This window comes from Aquisalimonas sp. APHAB1-3 (assembly GCF_048323695.1).
Classification (GTDB): Bacteria; Pseudomonadota; Gammaproteobacteria; order Nitrococcales; family Aquisalimonadaceae; genus Aquisalimonas.
In genome coordinates, this window is sequence record NZ_JBLWFT010000002.1 from 1 (window position 1) to 19,154 (window position 19,154).

Sequence of the window (19,154 nt, forward strand, 5' to 3'; positions counted from 1 at the left end):
AAGCCCTTGCGCATGTCCGTGACACCGGCGACCAGGTAGATGCGCGTGCCGGTCGGGGGCGCCATCATCGGCTCAGGACCTCCAGGACCACGCGCAGCGCCGCACCGTCGGCGTCGCCGCGCACAACTACCCGATGGCCGCCGCTCAAGGTGATCTCCAGCTCCCCATTACCTGACGTTGGGGAACGCTTCGGCTCGGTAGCCGCAGCGACAGGCGTGTCGGCCACGTGGATGGGCACAAGTGCCGCCGCGCTCGTGCCCGTGGTCTCCTGCAGCAGACCTTCACGATAGAGCTTGCGCCACCTGAAGAGCTGGTTGGCGTTGACGTCGTGGCGGCGGGCGACCACCGAGACCGAGGCGCCCTCGGTCAGCGTCTCCTCGACCACCCGCCGTTTGTAGCCGAGCGTGAAACGCCGGCGCCTGTCGACGCCAACAGCCGGGGGATGTTCTTCGTTGATGTCCACTTCGCCTCCAGGTGGACACCTACCCGGTGCCCACTTCACCCATGGAGACGCGATCATCGGCAATCACCGATACGACAGGAAGACGGTGCTCACCGGACGCTTACTACGACTCGGCCGTTGCGGCCGATGAAGTGGTGGGATCACGGCCCGGGTACGAGCACGTAGCTCCGGCGCCGGTGATGCACTTAGTGGCCCAGGCGATCGAGCTCGCCCTAAAGGCATTTCTGCGCTGGAAAGGCGTAAGCCTCAAGGGGATTGTCCGACTGGGACACGATCTTGAAGCGTGCTTGTCTGAGGCGAACAAGCATGGATTGGCGGAATATGTCGAACTTTCCGAAGAGGAGCTAGATCTCTTTAGCCTTATTAGTCAATTACATTCATCAACCGAACTTCGATATATATGCACTGGAGCGAAGCAATTGCCAATATTTGGGCCGCTGCAAACACTGGCGAAGCGTATATTGGACGCTATATGCCCAGCCGTGGGGTATCGCTAGGCGCGCCCAACAATGCGTATATGGACTCCTCCCGCAAGTAGGCAGAGACGGAGGTTGTGATCGAGGCACGTAGAGAGTCGGTTGCGGTCGTATATTCGGCCTTTTGGCGGAGTCTTGAGCTCCTGGCCTTCATGGAATCCGCACACCGGGAGCCAATCGCTGCCAACGGCTTCGAGGAGCCGTCATTGTTACCGGCTTTATCCAGTGTGGGGCCGACCTCGTTTGCCATGATCGTCGTGTCTCTGCGCAATCCGTGGTGTGACCAAATGCCTGGTTCAGGCAGCCACGGCGTGTGGCTGGTAGTTCCCGTTGAACGGGCGTTGGTGGATCCAGACGGCCCAGCAGATACGGGCCAGCTTGTTGGCGAGCGCACAGGTCGCCTTGTTGTGGTTGGTGCGTTGTTCCAGCGCGAGCGCCCAGGCCTGGAGGTGGTTCAGTGGTTTGCCTTGGGCGGCGAGTTGTTTGGCGCGACTGAGGACGGCGCGAGCACCGTGGGTGAGCAGGGTTCGCAGATAGGGATCGCCCCGCTTCGAGATGCGCCCCAGTCGTCGTCGCATGCCGGAGCTGTTCTCCCGAGGGGTCAGGCCGAGCCAGGCGGCGAGATGGCGACCGTTCGAGAACTGATGCGGCGAGCCGACTGCCGCCACCAGGGCGGTGGCGCTGAGCAGGCCGACGCCAGGAATGGCCATCAGCGTCTGAGCCGCGGAGTTCGATCGGGCGAATGCGTCCAATTGCTGCTCAGTTCGTTCGATTCGTGCCTCCAGGCTGAGGATATCGCCAACCACGTCAAGCAGGGCGATGCGCAGCGCGTAGGGGACGCGCTCGTCGTCAATGGCCTGAGGCGCGGCCTTGACCGCATTGCCGGCGCCACGTGGCAACTCAATCCCCTGTTCCCGCAACAGGGCACGCAAGGCGTTAATCCGCGCCGTGCGAGCGGCCATCCATTGGGAGCGGATGCGATGGAGTCCCTGAATGGCTTGCTGGTGCTCGGTTTTTACCGCCACATCCAGAATCTCGCCACAGCGGGCGGCTTCGAGCAGCGCCTCGGCATCGGCGCGGTCGGTCTTGTTGCGACGTCGGTAGGGGCGGACGTACTGCGCGGGCAGCAAACGAACGGTGAACCCCTGACGGGCGAGTTTGCGCCCCCAGAAGTGGGCCGTGCCGCAGGCTTCCATGACCACGGTGGCGACCTCCCGGTTCTGAAAGAAGCACTGGAACTGGGAGCGGCTCAGACGCTGGCGCTCGATGATCTTTCCGTTGCCGTCGGAGACGGCGATCTCGAAGACCGTTTTTGCCAGATCAACGGCGATGGTCATACTGGTGGACATGGGCTCCTCCTGTTCTTCATTGCTGCAAGCGACACTTCCAGCATGGCACCGGGATGCCGAATAAGAGGGCGGGAGGAGTCCATCCCATCACTGCAGCCGACGCGAAACCGCTATGACCTTGCCCGGCCAAATTGGACACGTTCATGCGGCCCGTGGACTTCCCCGGCACTGCGGACAATCCGGCGCCATGATTGAAGTGTTGGATAAATGTTGCGTGATGCGCAACGTGGTACAGTTCCGACCTGATCAAATCATTCCGCCACGAGGGGCTTCGGCGGTTCAACGAGTCGGGGAGCGTCGCTGGTATCCAGCCGCAGCATGCGTCGCGGCTTAGGATGCGGCTTGCCGCACTTGATACCGCAGCCAGCATCGACGATATGAAAATCCCGGGGTTTCGGCTGCATCCGCTCAAGGGAGGCGACCGGGGCCGGTGGTCGATCTGGGTCAACGGCAACTGGCGTTTGACCTTCGAGTTCCGCGACGGAAACGCCTACGTTCTAGATTACGAGGACTACGCCTGATGACTATGCACAACCCTCCCCATCCGGGTGAATTTATCCGCGAGGTCTACCTTGAGCCCTTCGAGCTGAGAGCCCGGTATCTTGCCGCTAAGCTCAAGGTCTCGCCGTCTACCGTGGCGCGCCTCCTTCAGGGGCGGAGCGCCGTGAGCCCAGAGATGGCATTGCGTCTTTCGAAGACGCTTGGTCGCTCTCCGGAGAGCTGGCTGGCGATGCAGGATCATTATGATCTTTGGTGCGCTCGGAGGAGCGTGGACCTGGAGGGAGTAGAATCCCTGCAGTTCGATGAGCCCAACAACGGAACGCAGTCGACACGCTAACGCACCAACCTGACGTTATGCGGCTGTTCTGTGGTTACTACCGAACGTCCCCCGGCGCAGCGGAACAGAGATCCAATCCAGGTGGCGCAAGACACGTGCGACCGGCATTTCCGGCTCCTCCGATGACCTGCGGGGCTGCCTCACTCCCGCCCGGCAATCGCCGCCAACGCCTCCTCCAACCGGGCCACCGTCCGGTCCACGTGCTGGAGTTTGTCCAGCCCGAACAGGCCGATCCGGAACGTGCGGAAGTCCTCCGGTTCGTCGCACATGAGTGGCACGCCGGCTGCCGTCTGCAGGCCTTGGTCCGCGAAGGCGCGGCCGTTGTGCAGGGCGGGGTTGTCGGTGTGGCAGACGACGACACCCGGCGCCTGGAATCCCTCGGCGGCGACGCTGGCAAAGCCGTGTTCCGAGAGCAGCCCGCGAACGCGTTTGCCCAGCTCGATCTGCCGTTCCCGCAGGGTTTCCAGGCCGGCGGCCTCGGTCTCCCGCAGGGTGTCGCGGAAGCGGGCCAGGCTGTCCGTGGGCATGGTGGCGTGATAGGCGTGGCCGCCGTCTTCATAGGAGCGCATGATGGCGCGCCACTTGCTGAGGTCCAGCGCAAAACTCGTGCTGGTGGTCTGCGCCAGGCGCTCCTCCGCTGCGGCGCTCAGCATCACCAGCCCGGCGCAGGGCGACGCGCTCCAGCCCTTCTGTGGTGCGCTGATGAGCACGTCGACGCCCAGTGCGCGCATGTCCACCCACAGCGCGCCGGAGGCGATGCAGTCGAGGACGAACAGGCCGCCGACTTCGTGTGCCGCGTCAGCGAGGGCTCGCACGTAGTCGTCCGGCAGAAGAATGCCGGAGGACGTCTCCACGTGGGGCGCGAAGACCACGGCGGGCTGCTCGGCGCGGATGGCTGCTACTGCCTCCTCCACCGGCGGCGGAGCGTATGCGGCGGGGTGCTGTGCGGTCGTGGGCTGCGCTTTGAGTACGGTGGCGGCGGAGGCGATGCCGCCGGTGTCGAGGATCTGCGTCCAGCGATAGCTGAACCAGCCGTTGCGGATCACCAGGCAGCGCTGGCCGGTGGCGAACTGGCGCGCCACCGCCTCCATGGCCCAGGTGCCGCCTCCGGGGACCACGACGGCCGCCTCGGCTCCGTAGACGCGCCGCAGCCCGGCCGACAGATCACGCATCACGCCCTGGAACGCGGCGGACATGTGGTTCATGGAGCGATCGGTGAACACCACCGAGTATTCCAGGAGTTGGCGCGGTTCCTGCCCCGGTGCCTGCGCGGACATGCGAGCCTCCAGCGTGGTTGTTGCCGACAGGGACAGGTGTACGCCGATTCGGCGTTGTTCGGCAAGTGCTTAAGAGGCCGCCGGTCCGAGTAGTGGTCGTAGAGGCTGGATCCGGGCACCGGAATGTCCCGGGCGGGAATCAGCATCACGAGGAGGTGGTCACGCCCACGCATGTATCGACCGCTTCCGGCGGGCAGTCCAGAATGGTGTCAATCACCCCGCGCCCCTTTAGGGTGAACAGGGTCAATTTGCGGTCGGGCCGTGGCTTGGTAGGAGCCCAGATGTCTGAATTCCAGTACCTCCGCGATAGGGTTCGCGCGTTCGCCGAGATCCGCGACTGGGACGCGTTTCATTCGCCCAAGAACCTCACCATGGCACTCGGCGGTGAGGTGTCCGAGCTGCTGGATCTTTTCCAGTGGCTGACCGAGGCACGGTCGTATGAGCTAACGCCCGAGCAACGGCAGGCGGCGGCCCATGAGATCGCGGATGTGCAGATCTACCTGCTGCGGCTGGCCGACAAGCTCAGCGTGGATATTCCGAGTGCGGTGGAAGAGAAGATGGCGATCAACGAGCAGCGCTACCCGGCTGATCTGGTGCGGGGTTCGGCACGGAAGTACTCGGCCTATCAGGGCAACAAAGACGCCGACTCGTGATTGTCTATACCGCCACCAAGGCCACCTTCATCGAGGATGTGCGCCGCAACCGGATTCACGAAAAGATCCTGCTGGAGTTCCGGCGTCGGCTGTCGCGCTCGGTGGCGGTGGGCGAGGTGGATGCCTGGCGCAACTCCCTGCAGTTCATGTCGAACCTGCTCCACGACCCGGAGATTCCGGCCGACGCGGGCGTGTCTTTGGAGTACCACATTCCGCTCACCAGCAAACGCATTGATTTCATCTTGACCGGGGAGAGCGAGGCGCGCGAGGAGACCGCCGTCATCGTCGAGCTCAAGCAGTGGCAGCAGGCCGAGGCTCTGGAGCGGGACGGCATCATCAGCACGCCGCTCGGCGGACGCTGGCGCGAGACGAGCCATCCGTCCTATCAGGCGTGGACGTACGCTGCCCTGATCGAGGACTACAACGAAACGGTCCGCACTGAGTCGATTCGCCTCGTGCCCTGTGTCTACCTGCACAATCTCGACGATGACGGCGCCGTGAACGATCCGGTGTACGCGCCCCATACCTCCCGCGCGCCGGTATTCATCTCCCGCGACGCCGAGCGCCTGGCCGGGTTTCTCAAGCGCCATGTGCGCTACGGCGACCGCCGGGACATCCTCTACCGAATCGAAAACGGCCGCATTCGCCCCTCGCGCAGCCTGGCTGACGCAGTGTTGTCCATGCTTCAGGGCAACGATGCGTTCGTAATGATTGACGACCAGAAGGTGGCCTTCGAGAAGGCTCTGGAGCTGGCGCATCGCGCCCAGCAAGGACAGCGGCAGGTGCTGATCATCGAGGGTGGGCCGGGCACGGGCAAGTCGGTGCTGGCCGTCAACCTGCTGGCCCGCCTGACCGATCGCGAACTCGTCACCCAGTATGTCTCGCGCAATGCCGCGCCGCGGGCGGTCTACGAGGCGCAGTTGACCGGCTCCTTCAGGAAGAGCCGGATCAGCAACCTGTTTCGCGGGTCCGGCGCGTTCGTGGATAGCGAAACCGATGCGTTCGATGCCCTGCTCGTGGACGAGGCGCACCGGCTCAACGAGAAGAGCGGCCTGTATGGCAACCTGGGCGAGCATCAGGTCAAGGAGATCATGCAGGCGGGCCGGTTGTCCGTGTTCTTCGTGGATGAGGCGCAGCGGGTGACCTTGAAAGATGTCGGCACGCGGGCGGAGATACGCCACTGGGCCGAGCATCTGGGCGCCGAGGTAACGGAGCTGCAACTCGCCTCGCAGTTTCGCTGCGGCGGGTCGGACGGCTATCTCGCGTTCGTGGACCATCTGCTGCAGATTCGGGAGACGGCCAATGACGCGATTGAGTCTGTGGATTACGACATCCGGGTGATGGATTCTCCCCACGCGCTACGCCAGGCGGTGCTGGCTCACAACGCGAACAACCGCGCCCGCATGGTGGCCGGGTACTGCTGGGACTGGAACAGCAAGAAGGACCCGGCCGCCATGGACATCGAACTGCCGGAACACGATTTCGCCGCTCAGTGGAACCTGACGAAAGACGGCAGCCTGTGGGCTCTGGCCGAGCACTCCGTGGAGCAGATCGGCTGTATTCACACTATCCAGGGGCTGGAACTGGATTACGTGGGAGTGATCATCGGGCCGGACCTGGTAGTGCGCGATGGCGAAATCCACACCGACGGCCGCGAGCGGTCGTCTATGGATCGCTCAGTCCGGGGTATCCGCAAGCTCTACAAGGACGATCCCGAGACAGCCCGGCAGCAGGCCGACGCCATCATCAAGAATACCTACCGCACGCTGCTGACCCGGGGCATGAAAGGGTGCTTCGTGTTCTGCACGGATCCGGAAACCAATGCGTGGCTCCGGCAACAGATCGAAACGCCGTCCGCCAACCCGGTGATGCGGTCGGCAGACTATGACGACCTTCCGTATCCTCTGTTGTCGCCCGAGGACGTCGAGCCTTATGAAAATGCCCTGCCGGTGTACGACCTGGCCGTGGCCGCCGGCGAGTTCAGTGATGCCCAGTCGGTGGAGGACTGCGACTGGATGCAGCGGCCGGAGTGGCTGAAACCACAACCCGGGTATGTCGTGACCCGGGTGGTGGGCGAATCCATGAACAAACGCATTCCCAATGGCTCCTGGTGCGTGTTCCGCGCCAACCCCGGCGGCACGCGCGACGGCAAGATCGTGCTGGTGTCACATCGAGACATCCAGGACGATGACACCGGCGAACGCTACACCCTGAAGCGCTACCGCAGCGAGAAGGCGGCGGGTGACGATGGCGAGTGGTACCACACCCGAATCGTGTTGAAGCCGGAGAGTCGTCTTTTCGGCTACCAGGACATCGAGCTGACTGAAGATGTCGCCACCGAGCTGCGAGTCATCGGGGAACTGGTGACCACGCTGTAAATCCAACATAAGTTCGCCGCAGCCCACGCCCGTATACCCGTAGGGTGGACCTTCAGGTCCACCATCAAACTCTCTGCAGGCCCCGGCGTCTTATGGAAGCATGGATGGTGGACCTAAAGGTCCACCCTACGCATCATGCCGAGCCAAGGCCCTGAACTCCCTTCTTGATGCATTGCCTGCCTCGGTGCACCTTGCTAGTTTATTGGCTATTCAGGGAGGATCAGACCAATGCATGGACGCATTCTGGCTATTCGTGGCATCTCGTTTTTCCTCGTCTTCTTCGTCGCATCCGCGTTTCCTGCCGGCGTGTCCGGTAATGCGTGTGACGCGACCGCTAAGCCTGTCGACGGCCTGGGGAGCTCGGAGCCTCTAGAGGGCATCGAGCTCCGCGTCAATCCGCAATTGAGTGTTTCCGTGCCGGATGCGCCGTCCCGGCTGGTCCATAACAATGTCGTGATGATCCTTGACTACGAGGGCGAAGCGCGCATTGCGTTCCGGGAGGTCACGCGCTCTGAACTGGATCCAGCCATCGGCGATACCACGGTTTCCCAGTTTCTGGAGTGGGCATTCAAGACTCCAGACGACGAGTTGCCGTCACACGAGGCAGGCGAGTTTGCCCGGGAATACGCAAGCGGGCTCTGTGCGCAGGAACTGAAGTTCCTCACGCGCGGCAAAGCGACCATTTTTGCGGGTATTCAGGAAGGTGGCGCGCGTGTTGCGATTATCGCTAACGAAGACGATGATCATGGGTTCATGCATCTCTCCACGAGGAAGCTGGACGAGGGCACGTTCGGGCGTTTGCTGGAATCAATTGAGAGAAGGAAGTAGCAATTGGAACTCACGGATACATCCGTCGTGAACTTGCCAAGATAGCTCGTCGGGCTACCTCCGAGCGCTCATCCCAGTATGTTGCTTGCACTCGAGCAGCCGCGCTTGGAATGCGTACAGATTTTGAGATGGCAGCCCACTGAGATTGTTAGCCCCTTGACGGACCATATCGGCATGGAGCTTAGTCATCAGGGGGCTGGTCACTGATGCTGTGGGTAGCGCGTATTGGCAGCCATTGGCGGACATACCGGGAATCTGTACAAATGTGCTGGACTTTGGGGGCCCTACAGCGAAGAGACGGCATGGGTGAGATCGTTATTTTCGAGGATGAAACGTGTCCTGTTGAAGTACGGCTGGAAGGCGAGACCCTTTGGGCGACCCAGAGCCAGATGGGCGAGCTTTTTGACACTTCCACGGACAACATCGGCCTGCACCTGAAGAATATCTATGCCGATGGGGAACTGAGTGAATCGACAACGACCGAGGAATTCTCGGTAGTTCGCCGGGAGGGTCAGCGCCAAGTCAGGCGGCGGCTGAAGCACTACGATCTGGACGCTGTGATCGCCGTGGGCTACCGAGTCAGCTCGCTGCGAGCCACCCGCTTCCGCCAGTGGGCCACCCGCGTTCTGCGCGAACACCTCACCCAGGGCTACAGCGTCAGCGAGCATCGCCTGGCTCAGCGGGGACTCGCCGAGCTTGAGCAGGCTGTGGAGCTGCTTGGCGAGACGCTCAGGCGGCAGGAACCGGTTCCGGATGTGGGGCAGGAGGTGGTGGGCCTGATCCTTGGCTACGCCCGCACGTGGCGCCTGCTACAGGACTACGACGAAGGCGCCTTGGGTGTGCCGCCCGGTGCCCGGCCCGCTCGTGGGGTGCTCGCCTTCGATGAAGCGCGCCATGCACTGGATGCCCTGGCCGGAGAGCTACGGGAACGGGGCGAGGCGACGGAGCTGTTCGCCCGGGACCGGGGCGACGGACTGGCCTCGATTCTGGGCAATCTGGAACAGAGCATGTTCGGCGAGGCGCTGTACAGGACGCGGGAGGAGCGCGCCGCTCATCTGTTCTACTTCGTGATCAAGAATCACCCCTTCTCCGACGGCAACAAGCGCTCGGGTGCCTTCCTGTTCCTGCTCTATCTCCGCCAGGAAGGCATGCGCCTGACCCTGAACGAGCAGGGACTGACGGCACTCACTCTGCTCATCGCCGAGAGTGACCCCAAGGCCAAGGATCTGATGGTGCGACTGGTGATGAACCTGATCGCGGAGAACGGCGGCGACGATCAATCACGCACGGGGTGAGTGCCGGTTTCCGGGGCGAGTGCGGTTATTGTGTTCAGGCGCGAGGCGACCATCCCGGTGATGGCCGTTTGGTAGACTGGAGGGGCATTGGAATTGTGCCCTGACTTCGGCTAAAGGAGGCCAACATGACGTCAAGGAAAATGCCGGTTGAGGAGTTCACCACGCCCGATCCCGTGACGGCGAGCGAGGGCATGACCATCGACGAACTGCGTGCGCTGATGGACAGGCACGGCATTCGCCACCTCCCCGTGCTGCGTGGTGATACGGCGGTGGGCGTGGTCAGCGACCGGGACGTGCGCGTCGTGCTGGGGCTGGACTCGTCGGCGAAGCACCAGGTGTGCGCCGCGGATATCATGGCGGAGGACCCGCTCACGGTCGCTGCCAGCACGCCCCTGGACAAAGTGGCTTACTCCATGTCGGACCAGAAGGTCGGCAGCGTCATCGTGACGGATGATGACGGGCAGTTTCTCGGCATCTTCACCGCCAGCGACGCCCTGAATGCGCTGGTGGAGATCGTCCGCGGGGACGACGCCGACGGCCCGTAACCCCGCCGGCCGTAGGGCCCGTAGGGTGGACCTTCAGGTCCACCAGTCCAGCCAAGATGGTGGACCTGAAGGTCCACCCTACAGCCACGGCCGGTGGTGTTACTCCAGGGAGCCCAGCCGTTCGCCGTGGTTCAGTCCCCGGAAGAGCTGGTAGGTGGTGCGCACGGGAGTCCCGTCCACGTTCGGTGCGCCCCGGCCGGCCTGCACGTCCGGCCGGTTGGCCGTGCGCAGCTCGAATGATAGCCGTGTCCGCTCCGTGGCGTTCGGCACCGACGCATGCAGGTGGGCGCCGGAGAAGCACAGCAGGTCGCCGGGCTCGATGCTCACGGGCATCGCCTCCTCCCAGCCCGGGGGCTCGGCGGCGAGTGGCAGCAGCGGGTAGTCGGTGTCTGGCCCATCCGCCTTCAGGCGGCGCAGCAGCTTGCCGAAATCCCAGCCCGCGCTGGTGTTGGGCACGGGGCGTTCGAAATAGGCCGGGAAGAAGGCGATGGTGCGCTCCGGCGTGGTCGGCCACACCGGGGCCCACCAGTTGGTCTGCGCCATGATGTTCGACCCCCAGGTGTCCCGGTGCACGCCCAGCGGGCTGATCAGGCGCCCACCGCTGCCGCTGGATGCGCTCTGGACCCGCAGCTCCAGCCCGTCGCCGTAGGTGTCGTCGATGCGCACGCCCACGGCCTGAAGTGCCGTGCGCAGCATCGCGGTCACCGTGTCATCGGCGGCGATTTCGTCCCGTAGCGCCTGAGCCGCGGCGTTGACCGCCGCCTCCGGGAACCGCTCATGAACCGACTCCGGATCGGCACCCAGGTGCTGCCGGCAGATCGCCTGCAGTGCACCCACGAGGTCCGCCACGGCCGCAGAACCCCGGAAGACAATCAGATCGCCTCGGTAGACGCGCTCGTTACGCGCCTGTTCGGGGAGTGGGTCGGATGTGAGGAAGAACGACGCCATGAGCCATCCCTCCGCGTGCTCAAACGGTGTGCGCCCTACTGTGCCGCCTACGGCCAACCACCGGTGTCGCGGAACCGCCGTCGGCTTGTTCGCCTCCGCGGGCGCTTGCTGGAATCGATTGGAACTAGAAGGTCGCAAAGGACTCTTTGCGGGCGGGGCGGCCGGGCGCTATGGTCATGGAGTCAGTCGAAAGGAGATCGACGGTGATTCTGCGAGATTCAGTGAAGATTGAGGCGGCGCCGGAGGCCGTCTTCGGGTTCTTCGAAGACATGGAGAGCAACTACCTGGAGTGGCATCCGGACCATGTCGTTTTTCAATGGGTGTCCGGTCGTGGCTTGCAGGAAGGCAACGTCTTCTACTTCGAGGAGTACATCCGCGGGAAGCTGTTCAAGAAGCGCGTCGAGTTCACCCGTGTTACCCCGGGGCGGTACATCGAGTTCGCGCCCACGTTCTGGCTCATGCGGTTCTTCCTGCCACGCATGCTGTTTCGCATGGAGCCGCAGCCCGGCGGGTGTGAGTTCATCGCCGAGATCCATCTCAGGCTGGGGCCTCTGGCCCGTCGGGCGAACGCCAAGGACCTCGACGCCGTGCGCGAGCACATGCGCGTCGAAGGCGTGAACATCAAACGCATTGTCGAGGCCCGTGCCGATGGGTAGCTGGACGAGGAAGGGGGAGATGTCCGGGTACGAGACCCGTAGGGCGGACCTTCAGGTCCACCAGTTCAGCCAAGATGGTGGACCTGAAGGTCCACCCTACAGCGGGGTCGATTCAAGCGGACCTTGAAATGCCCGGCGCCCGGGGCGTCCCGGGCAGCCGGATCGGTGTTACTGAGGTGTGTCCGCGAAGGCGGCCCGCAGGAATGACTTCACGTCACTGTTGAACCTCTCCGGTGCCTCCATTTGCGGGGTATGGCCGATGCCCTCGTAGAGATGCAGCTCGGCGTTCGGGAATGTCTCAGCGATGTGCTCCGCCGCGGCGGGTTTGATCATGGCGTCGTCCGTGCCGTGGATCACCAGCATCGGCGCCGTGATGTCTGCCAGCGCCTCACCGGGGATTCCCAGTTCCATTGTCACGATGGCCCCGCGCACTTCGGGTGGCACCATCATGGAGCTGGCAAACAGGGTGCTGAACGCGTCCGGGTCCAGCTCGTTGGCGGTCAGCATGCCCACGAAGGCGCGGGTGGCTTCGATACTGGTTCTCGGGTCGCGCGCCGCCATGTTCTGGATGTGAGGCAGCAGTTGCTCCTCGAAGACGCTTTCTCCCTCGCTGGTGGTGCGGCTGGTGAACGCACCGGTGAAGGCCACACCGCTGATGTCGTCATCCCCGTATTCAGCGAGGTAGCTCGCGAGCAGCGCCCCCGCCATGGACCACCCGACCAGAACGGGCTGGTCCAGCTCCTTGGCGCGGATGACAGCGTTGATGTCGTCCGCCCAGATCGAGTAGTCCCCGTAGTGCTCGGGCTTGAGCGGCTTGTCGGATGCGCCGTGGCCGCGGAGATCGAGCGCAATGATGCGGTACTCTTCGGCCAGCGGCCCGTTGTACTGCGCCTCCCAGGCCAGGTGGTTCATGGTAAAGCCGTGCACGAACACCACTGGCGGCCCGTCCGGGTTGCCCGTTTCAAAGACGGCCAGGTTGACGCCGTTGGCTCCGGCGACGGTGGTCACGGCCTGCGCCTGCCCCGCGCTGAAAAGTAGTGCGGTTGCGACGGTGATTGCAGTGATTGCCCGGTTCATGACGTGTCCTCCCGCGTTGTCTGAACTGACAGCCCCAGCGTGCGTGCTCCGTGGGCGCGCGACATGAGGCAGCGGTCCCGTGTACGCAGGGTTCCCGGGTGTTGATTCGGGACATTCGCCCCGGGTCAGGACGGGAGCTGGTCCGAGTGGCGGGCGAGCACGATGGCGCGTGCCCGGGAGTGGACGCCAAGCTTGTCGAGGATGATGCTGACGTGGTTTCGCACGGTCTTCTCGCCGATGCCCAATCGCTCGGCAATCTCGTGATTCGACAGCCCCTCGGCCAGGAGTGCGAGCACATCCTGCTGCCGTCGGGTGAGGTGCTCGCCGTCCGGCAGAGGACAGGGTGCGGCAGCGGCCGCGGGCAGAAAGCCGTTCACCAGGGACTGGAAGCGCGCCCACGCCGGTTCGTGTTCCAGCAGGATGTGGTTGCAGCTGTCGAGAATGGCCAGCTCGGCTCCCGGGATGCCGTCGGCCAGGGTGCGACCAGCCTCCACGGGGATCACTGCGTCACGCTCGGGGTGAATGACCAGGGTTGGGCAGCGCACCTCCCGGAGCCGGCGGAGGACGTTCACCTTGCCAAGCATGTCGATGGTTCGGGCTGCAGCCTCACCGGAGGTGGTTTTCTGTGCCACGTCAGCGAACCACTCGCGTTGACTGGCATCGCTCTCCGGGGCGAAGAGGCGGCCATAAATCTCCCGGAAGGCGCAGTGCTCCACGCTCCAACCCAGCGCGGCCAGTTCCTGCAGGGCCGCCCACAGCCGACGAAGGTCGTCGGGTGCCTCGTGCCAGCCCAGCGGGAAACCGCCGTAGAGCAACAGCCGCTCGACCCGCTCGGGGTGCCGGGCGGTGTACTCCACGGCCAACGCCGCCCCCTGGGACATCCCGAACAGCGGGAAGCGCCGCAGCTCCAGGGCATCGACAACGCTCTCGAGATCGGTCACGCATTCCTCGAAATCGACATTGCCCGGGTTTCGGTCGGACAGTCCCACGCCCCGCTGGTCGTAGCGGATCAGCCTGTGGCGGCTGGAGAGAAACCGTAGCCAGTGACGCCACACCGGCCCATGCCAGTCGTACTCGGCGTGGGTCATCCAGGTGGCCGCGCGGACCAGCGGAGGCCCCGCGCCGGACTGAGCGCAGGCAAGGCGCACGCCATCCCGCGAGCGGATGATGTCGATCTTCTGGCGCATGGTCGATGGCCCCTAAGGCCGGTCACCATCGGGTTATCGACTAGTCTAGGCCAGTCGGGCGCAACTTGCCTTTACGCGGTCAGGGGGGGCGGCTGTGGCGGGGTGCCGTCGCCGTGGATCTCGATCCGGCCCCGCGCGAGTCGGATCCAGCCATCGCGTTCGAAGTCCTTCAGCAGGCGGCTGACCACCTCCCTGGCCGTACCCAGCTCCACCGCCAGTGTCTGGTGCGTGATGTTCAATGGGCTGTCCTTTGCGTGGCTGCGAAGCCACTCGGCCAGCCGCACATCCATGCGCTGAAAAGCGATTTCCTCCACGAGCATCATGAGCGAGTCCAGCCGCTCGCCGTAGGACACCATGATCTGCCGTCGGAACGGCGCGGAGCGTGCCATCAGGGAATCGAAAACGCTGTTCGGAAGCACGATAACGGTTGTCGGCGTCTCCACGATCGCCTCCGCGCGATAACCGCGACCGGCCATCAGACAGCCGATGGACAGGGTGCACACGTCTGCGTCGCCGATGCGGTAGAGGACGATCTCGTGGCCGGAGCTGCCGGTCATCTGGACCCGCACGCTGCCCTCGAGTACCAGCGGCAGGCCCTGGCACTGATCGCCCGGGCGGAAGACCTGTTGGCCGGCGGGTAGTTCGACAATGCGTGCCCGTTTCTGCACGTCCTGCAGTAGATCCGGCTCCATCCCGGCGAAAGCGGGGTGTTCCGCGATTTGCATGGCTCATCTCTCACTGCTGGCGTCGGTTGTCTCCCCAACATTCTGGACGGTCGTTGACTGCCTGTCATGCCGGAGGCGGACCTCCGACGGGTGTGTGACTTAGTCACTGACTTGCTCTGCGCATGGGCGCATGTTGAATGCGGTCGCAACCGTATGCCGGAAGGAGGCAGTCATGTTCAAGCACAATATGGGAACCATTGATCGGGGGATTCGTGCCGTGGTCGGGCTCGCCCTGATCAGTCTCGTATTCTTCGGCCCGCAGACGGCCTGGGGCTGGGTTGGCGTGATTCCGCTGGCTACGGCCGCAATGGGCTTCTGCCCCGCGTACAGCCCGCTGGGCCTGTCCACTTGCAAGCGGCGCTCGCAACCCAACTAAGAAGGAGCAATGCAATGATCCGGCGAATTTCCATGCTGTTCATGCTGGCGGTCGCACTGCTGATCGGCCAGTCCGCACATGCCGACGAACCGGAGCATCTGCTCACGGTGGTCAACTCCGGCTCGAACGAAACCCAGGCCATGGCCATGATCCTGACCGCGCAGTATCTGGAACAGGGCGGCAGCGCCCAGGTGCTGCTCTGCGACTCGGCGGGTGAACTGGCGCTGGAAGGCTCCGACATGGGGTCGGGCGTGGTACAGCCCGCCGATGCCTCCCCGCGTCAGATGCTTGGCAATCTGATCGAGGCGGGGGTTGAGGTACAGGTCTGTGCCATCTTCCTGCCCGGCCAGGACAAGACGGAAGACGATCTCATCGAGGGTGTGACCGTTGCCCGCCCGGATGCCATCGCCAGGACCATGGCGCAGCGGGACACCAAGTTGTTCACCAACTGAGCCGGGGAACCGTAGAACCGTAGGGTGGACCTTCAGGTCCACCAGTCCAGCCAAGATGGTGGACCTGAAGGTCCACCCTACGGTCCCCGCTCCATGCGCCCGGCGCCGTTACGGCGCGGCGAACTCGGCCACTACCGGCGCGTGATCGGAGGGGCGCTCCCAGCGGCGTGGCTCCACGTCCACCCGGCTGGCCGTGCACTGCGCGGCAAGCTCGGGGCTCGCCAGCACCAGGTCAATCCGCAGGCCGCGATTGCGCCGGAAGTTGTTCATTCGGTAGTCCCACCACGAAAACACCTGCTCATCCTGCGGGAAGCGGCGAAAGGTGTCTTCCAGGCCCAGATCGGTGAGCGCCTTCAGCGCGGCGTGCTCCGGCTCGCTGAAGAGAATCTTGCCCCGCCACTCCTCCGGGTCGTGCACGTCGGCGTCAGCGGGTGCGATGTTGAAATCTCCGACCACCGCCAGGCGCGGATGGCGCGCCATTTCGTCGGCGATCCAGTCCCGCAGGCGGGCCAGCCAGTCCAGCTTGTAGGCGTATTTTTCGCTGCCCACCTCCGAGCCGTTGGGTACGTAGAGATTGATGAAGCGCAGATCGCCGACCGTGCCCGCCATGACACGGCGCTGCGGGTCGTCCACGCCGGGGATGTCGGTGACGGTCTCGCTGATGGGGTCCCTGGCCAGCAGGGCCACGCCGTTGTACGTTTTCTGGCCGGCGTAGACCACCTCGTAGCCCGCTTCGCGGATGGCCGCTTCCGGGAAGTTGTCGTCGGTGAGCTTGGTCTCCTGCAGGCCCACCACGTCGGGCTGTTCGGTCTCCAGCCAGTGAAGCACGTGAGGCAGGCGCACCTTCAGGGAGTTGACGTTCCAGGAGGCGAGTTTCATTCAGCCCTCCCAGTCCAGCTTGGCGCGGATCTCGGCGGCCACGGCCTTGAGCTCCTCCGGGTCCGCCTGGTCCTTGCCATGGCTGCGCCGGTCCTGGCCCTCCCAGCGGGGGATGATGTGCTGGTGGTAGTGGAACACGGTCTGCCCGGCGGCTTCGCCGTTGAACTGCGTCAGGGCGATGCCGTGGGGCTGGATGGCCGCCTGGATGGCCTGCGCCACGTCCTGCACCGACGCGATGAAGGTCTGCAGGAGGTCGGTGGGCATCTCCAGCAGATTGGCGTGATGCGCCTTGGGGATGACCAGCGTGTGGCCGCGGGAGGACGGGAAAGCGTCCATGAACGCGACCACGTGCTCGGTTTGCCCGACGATGGCGGCCGGAATCTCGCCGGCGACGATCTTGCAGAATATACAGTTCGGGTCGGTCGGGTAGTCGGCCATAGCTCGGTCTCCGTCGTCTTATGTGTTCGATCCGGGTGTGTGCGCCGCCGGTCCTTGTGGATGTGAATATCCACCCATGTATCTTATCGGTTGTGTGGTGCCCGGGATGGTGGACCTGAAGGTCCACCCTACGGGATTCCCGCGCGGGAGACGGTGCCGGGCGTAGGGTGGACCTTCAGGTCCACCGTCAACCCGCCACAATCATTCAAGCCGCCAGCCCACTGTGCCGCAGCAAGGCATCCACCGTCGGCTCCCGTCCCCGGAACGCCTTGTACAGCGCCATCAGGTCCTCCGACCCGCCCTTCTCCAGGATGTGCACCAGGAAGTCCCGGCCGGCGGCCTCGCTGAAGACGCCTTCGTCCTCGAACCGGGAGTAGGCGTCCGCCGAGAGCACTTCGGCCCACTTGTAGCTGTAGTAGCCTGCCGCATAGCCCCCCGCGAAGATGTGCATGAAGCCGTGCGGGAAGCGGTGCCACTCGGGTGGGCGGACCACGGCGGTCTGGTCGCGCACCGCTTCCAGGGTTTCCAGTATGCGCGGGCCGGTGGCCGGGTCGTGCTCCAGGTGCAGGCGGAAGTCGAACAGGGAGAACTCCAGCTGCCGTACCATGCCCATGGCCGACTGGAAGTTCTTCGCTGCCCGCATGCGCTCGAACAGATCGTCGGGAATCCGGGCGCCGGTCTCGTGGTGGGCGGCGAACAGGTCCAGCGCCTCCCGCTCCCAGCACCAGTTCTCCATGAACTGGCTCGGCAGCTCCACCGCATCCCAGGGCACCCCGTGGATGCCGGAGACCGACGCCGCGCCCACGCGCGTGAGCATGTGATGCAGGCCGTGACCGAACTCGTGGAACAGCGTCTCCACTTCCTGGTGGGTCAGCAGGGCCGGCTGGTCGCCCACGGGCGGGGCGAAATTGCAGGTGAGAAAGGCCACCGCGGTCTGGATGCCGTCGCCGGTGTCGCGGCGCACCTTGCACTCGGCCATCCAGGCGCCGCTGCGCTTGCCGGTGCGGGCGTAGAGGTCGGTGAAGAACCGTCCGCGCACGCTGCCGTCGCTGTCGAGGATCTCGAAGAACTGGACATCCGGGTGCCAGGTGTCCGCGGCCTGGGTGTTTTCCTGGATGCGCACGCCGTAGAGCCGCTCCACCACCTGGAACAGGCCGTCGATCACCTGCTGCGCCGGGAAGTAGGGGCGCAGATCCTCCTGCGAGATGGCGTAGCGGGACTGCCGCAGTTGCTCGGAGGCGAAGGTGACGTCCCACGGCTGCAGGTCGTCCAGGCCCAGCTCGTCCCGGGCGAAGGCCTGCAGCTCCTGGAATTCCCGCTCGGCCACGGGGCGCGCCTTCTGCGCCAGGTCGGTGAGAAAGCCGGTGACGGCGTCGGTGCTCTCCGCCATCTTCGTGGCCAGCGACAGCTCGGCGTAGTTGTCGTAGCCCAGAAGCTGCGCCTTTTCGTGCCGCAGGGACAGGATTTCGTCCATGATGGCGCTGTTGTCCCACTGGCCCGCATGGGGCCCCTGGTCCGAGGCGCGGGTGCCGAAGGCCTCGTAGACCTCCCGGCGCAGATCCCGGTCGCGGCAGTGGGTGAGAATGGCGAACACGCTGGGGAAGTCCAGACCGATGCGGTAGCCGCTCTCGCCCTGCTGTTCGGCGGCCTGAGCCAGCATGGCGAGGTTGGAGTCGGGCAGGCCGTCCAGGCGCTCGGCGCTGTCGAGCTGCTTGCTCCAGGCGTTGGTCGCGTCCAGGACGTTCTCCTGGAAGCGGGCGCCGAGCTCCGAGAGGCGGCTGGCGATCTCGCGGTAGCGGGTCTTCTTCGCCTCGGGCAGATCGACACCCGCCAGGCGGAAGTCGCGCAGGGCGTTGTCCACGGTGCGCTGCTGGTCGGCGGAGAGCGCCTGGAAGTCGTCGCGCTCGCGGATCTGCTGGAACGCCCGGAACAGCCTGACGTTCTGGCCGAGCTCGGTGGAGTACTCTGAGAGTTTCGGCAGGCAGGCGTTGTAGGCCTCGCGCAGGCCTTCACTGTCCATCACGCCATGCAGATGGGTCACGGGCGACCAGGCACGGCTCAGGGTGTCGTCCAGGGCCTCGACTGGCTGCACGAGATTGTCCCAGGTGAACGGGCCGTCCTGATCGAGCAGCGCCTCCAGCCGCGCGCGGTTATCCGCGAGAATGTGGTCGATGGCCGGCTCCACGTGCTCCGGCTCAATTGCGGAGAACGCGGGCAGGTCGGTGTTGGCCAGCAGCGGGTTGGTCATGAAGCATCTCTCCACAGCGTGTCGTATAACAGCCCATTATGGCCTGAGAGTGCCCTCGTGTGTGAG

20 protein-coding genes are annotated in these 19,154 nt (G+C 64.5%); 10 read left to right on the top strand and 10 right to left on the bottom strand.

What is annotated here, in order from left to right:
* Positions 1 to 64 precede the first annotated feature (64 nt).
* Together tnpA and ACNSTU_RS05155 are read right to left on the bottom strand one after the other, a co-directional pair.
* Positions 65 to 463, bottom strand: a complete 399-nt coding sequence (tnpA, locus tag ACNSTU_RS05150; protein WP_418212160.1) for an IS66-like element accessory protein TnpA — start codon at positions 461 to 463, stop codon at positions 65 to 67.
* A gap of 772 nt (positions 464 to 1,235) precedes the next feature.
* Positions 1,236 to 2,276, bottom strand: a complete 1,041-nt coding sequence (locus tag ACNSTU_RS05155; protein ID WP_418212196.1) for an IS110 family transposase — start codon at positions 2,274 to 2,276, stop codon at positions 1,236 to 1,238.
* 257 nt (positions 2,277 to 2,533) lie between these two features.
* Here ACNSTU_RS05155 and ACNSTU_RS05160 point away from each other — a divergent pair, with 257 nt between their 5' ends.
* Together ACNSTU_RS05160 and ACNSTU_RS05165 are read left to right on the top strand one after the other, a co-directional pair.
* On the top strand, positions 2,534 to 2,809 hold the full coding sequence (locus tag ACNSTU_RS05160) for a type II toxin-antitoxin system RelE/ParE family toxin (RefSeq protein WP_418212197.1): 276 nt from the start codon (positions 2,534 to 2,536) through the stop codon (positions 2,807 to 2,809).
* Complete coding sequence (locus tag ACNSTU_RS05165) at positions 2,809 to 3,126, top strand: HigA family addiction module antitoxin (protein WP_290632274.1); 318 nt, start codon at positions 2,809 to 2,811, stop codon at positions 3,124 to 3,126. Before ACNSTU_RS05160 ends, ACNSTU_RS05165 begins: the two co-directional genes overlap by 1 nt.
* 140 nt (positions 3,127 to 3,266) lie before the next feature.
* On the opposite strand, the gene ACNSTU_RS05170 is transcribed toward ACNSTU_RS05165, so the two are convergent.
* Positions 3,267 to 4,403 carry an aminotransferase class V-fold PLP-dependent enzyme gene (locus tag ACNSTU_RS05170; protein ID WP_290632276.1) on the bottom strand — a complete coding sequence of 379 codons (1,137 nt, stop codon included), beginning with the start codon at positions 4,401 to 4,403 and terminating at the stop codon, positions 3,267 to 3,269.
* A gap of 281 nt (positions 4,404 to 4,684) precedes the next feature.
* Between ACNSTU_RS05170 and ACNSTU_RS05175 the strand changes: the two genes are divergently transcribed.
* The 5 genes from ACNSTU_RS05175 to ACNSTU_RS05195 all read left to right on the top strand — a co-directional run bounded on the left by ACNSTU_RS05175 (position 4,685) and on the right by ACNSTU_RS05195 (position 10,102).
* The gene (locus ACNSTU_RS05175; RefSeq protein WP_290632279.1) at positions 4,685 to 5,056 is read left to right on the top strand and encodes a nucleotide pyrophosphohydrolase; all 372 of its coding nucleotides are present in this window, start codon (positions 4,685 to 4,687) and stop codon (positions 5,054 to 5,056) included.
* Positions 5,053 to 7,434 carry a DNA/RNA helicase domain-containing protein gene (locus tag ACNSTU_RS05180; protein ID WP_418212161.1) on the top strand — a complete coding sequence of 794 codons (2,382 nt, stop codon included), beginning with the start codon at positions 5,053 to 5,055 and terminating at the stop codon, positions 7,432 to 7,434. Before ACNSTU_RS05175 ends, ACNSTU_RS05180 begins: the two co-directional genes overlap by 4 nt.
* 228 nt (positions 7,435 to 7,662) lie before the next feature.
* Positions 7,663 to 8,262 carry a hypothetical protein gene (locus ACNSTU_RS05185; RefSeq protein WP_290632989.1) on the top strand — a complete coding sequence of 200 codons (600 nt, stop codon included), beginning with the start codon at positions 7,663 to 7,665 and terminating at the stop codon, positions 8,260 to 8,262.
* Positions 8,263 to 8,564: 302 nt separating this feature from the next.
* A complete protein-coding gene (rhuM, locus tag ACNSTU_RS05190) occupies positions 8,565 to 9,557 on the top strand; it encodes a RhuM family protein (protein ID WP_290632987.1) in 993 nt (330 codons plus the stop codon).
* Between the two features lie 125 nt (positions 9,558 to 9,682).
* Positions 9,683 to 10,102 (top strand): HPP family protein, encoded by a 420-nt coding sequence (locus ACNSTU_RS05195; RefSeq protein ID WP_290632985.1) that lies wholly within the window; start codon positions 9,683 to 9,685, stop codon positions 10,100 to 10,102.
* 99 nt (positions 10,103 to 10,201) lie between these two features.
* On the opposite strand, the gene ACNSTU_RS05200 is transcribed toward ACNSTU_RS05195, so the two are convergent.
* The gene (locus ACNSTU_RS05200) at positions 10,202 to 11,050 is read right to left on the bottom strand and encodes a phytanoyl-CoA dioxygenase family protein (protein ID WP_290637975.1); all 849 of its coding nucleotides are present in this window, start codon (positions 11,048 to 11,050) and stop codon (positions 10,202 to 10,204) included.
* 203 nt (positions 11,051 to 11,253) lie between these two features.
* On the opposite strand from ACNSTU_RS05200, the gene ACNSTU_RS05205 reads away from it, so the two are divergent.
* Complete coding sequence (locus tag ACNSTU_RS05205; RefSeq protein WP_290634743.1) at positions 11,254 to 11,706, top strand: SRPBCC family protein; 453 nt, start codon at positions 11,254 to 11,256, stop codon at positions 11,704 to 11,706.
* Positions 11,707 to 11,874: 168 nt separating this feature from the next.
* Here ACNSTU_RS05205 and ACNSTU_RS05210 read toward each other — a convergent pair whose 3' ends face one another.
* The 3 genes from ACNSTU_RS05210 to ACNSTU_RS05220 form a co-directional block, all read right to left on the bottom strand.
* Positions 11,875 to 12,783: an alpha/beta fold hydrolase gene (locus ACNSTU_RS05210; RefSeq protein WP_290634741.1), complete on the bottom strand. Its 909-nt coding sequence runs from the start codon at positions 12,781 to 12,783 to the stop codon at positions 11,875 to 11,877.
* 125 nt (positions 12,784 to 12,908) lie between these two features.
* On the bottom strand, positions 12,909 to 13,970 hold the full coding sequence (locus ACNSTU_RS05215) for an alpha/beta fold hydrolase (protein WP_290634739.1): 1,062 nt from the start codon (positions 13,968 to 13,970) through the stop codon (positions 12,909 to 12,911).
* A gap of 71 nt (positions 13,971 to 14,041) precedes the next feature.
* The gene (locus tag ACNSTU_RS05220) at positions 14,042 to 14,695 is read right to left on the bottom strand and encodes a Crp/Fnr family transcriptional regulator (RefSeq protein ID WP_290634737.1); all 654 of its coding nucleotides are present in this window, start codon (positions 14,693 to 14,695) and stop codon (positions 14,042 to 14,044) included.
* 172 nt (positions 14,696 to 14,867) lie between these two features.
* Here ACNSTU_RS05220 and ACNSTU_RS05225 point away from each other — a divergent pair, with 172 nt between their 5' ends.
* Both ACNSTU_RS05225 and ACNSTU_RS05230 read left to right on the top strand, forming a co-directional pair.
* The gene (locus ACNSTU_RS05225; protein WP_290634735.1) at positions 14,868 to 15,071 is read left to right on the top strand and encodes a YgaP family membrane protein; all 204 of its coding nucleotides are present in this window, start codon (positions 14,868 to 14,870) and stop codon (positions 15,069 to 15,071) included.
* A 14-nt stretch (positions 15,072 to 15,085) separates the two neighbouring features.
* Positions 15,086 to 15,523: a hypothetical protein gene (locus ACNSTU_RS05230; protein WP_290634733.1), complete on the top strand. Its 438-nt coding sequence runs from the start codon at positions 15,086 to 15,088 to the stop codon at positions 15,521 to 15,523.
* A 108-nt stretch (positions 15,524 to 15,631) separates the two neighbouring features.
* On the opposite strand, the gene xth is transcribed toward ACNSTU_RS05230, so the two are convergent.
* From xth to prlC, 3 genes are all read right to left on the bottom strand, one after another.
* Positions 15,632 to 16,402 carry an exodeoxyribonuclease III gene (gene xth / locus ACNSTU_RS05235; protein WP_290634731.1) on the bottom strand — a complete coding sequence of 257 codons (771 nt, stop codon included), beginning with the start codon at positions 16,400 to 16,402 and terminating at the stop codon, positions 15,632 to 15,634.
* Positions 16,403 to 16,840, bottom strand: a complete 438-nt coding sequence (locus tag ACNSTU_RS05240) for an HIT family protein (RefSeq protein WP_290634729.1) — start codon at positions 16,838 to 16,840, stop codon at positions 16,403 to 16,405.
* Between the two features lie 205 nt (positions 16,841 to 17,045).
* On the bottom strand, positions 17,046 to 19,088 hold the full coding sequence (prlC, locus tag ACNSTU_RS05245; RefSeq protein ID WP_290634727.1) for an oligopeptidase A: 2,043 nt from the start codon (positions 19,086 to 19,088) through the stop codon (positions 17,046 to 17,048).
* Positions 19,089 to 19,154 lie beyond the last annotated feature (66 nt).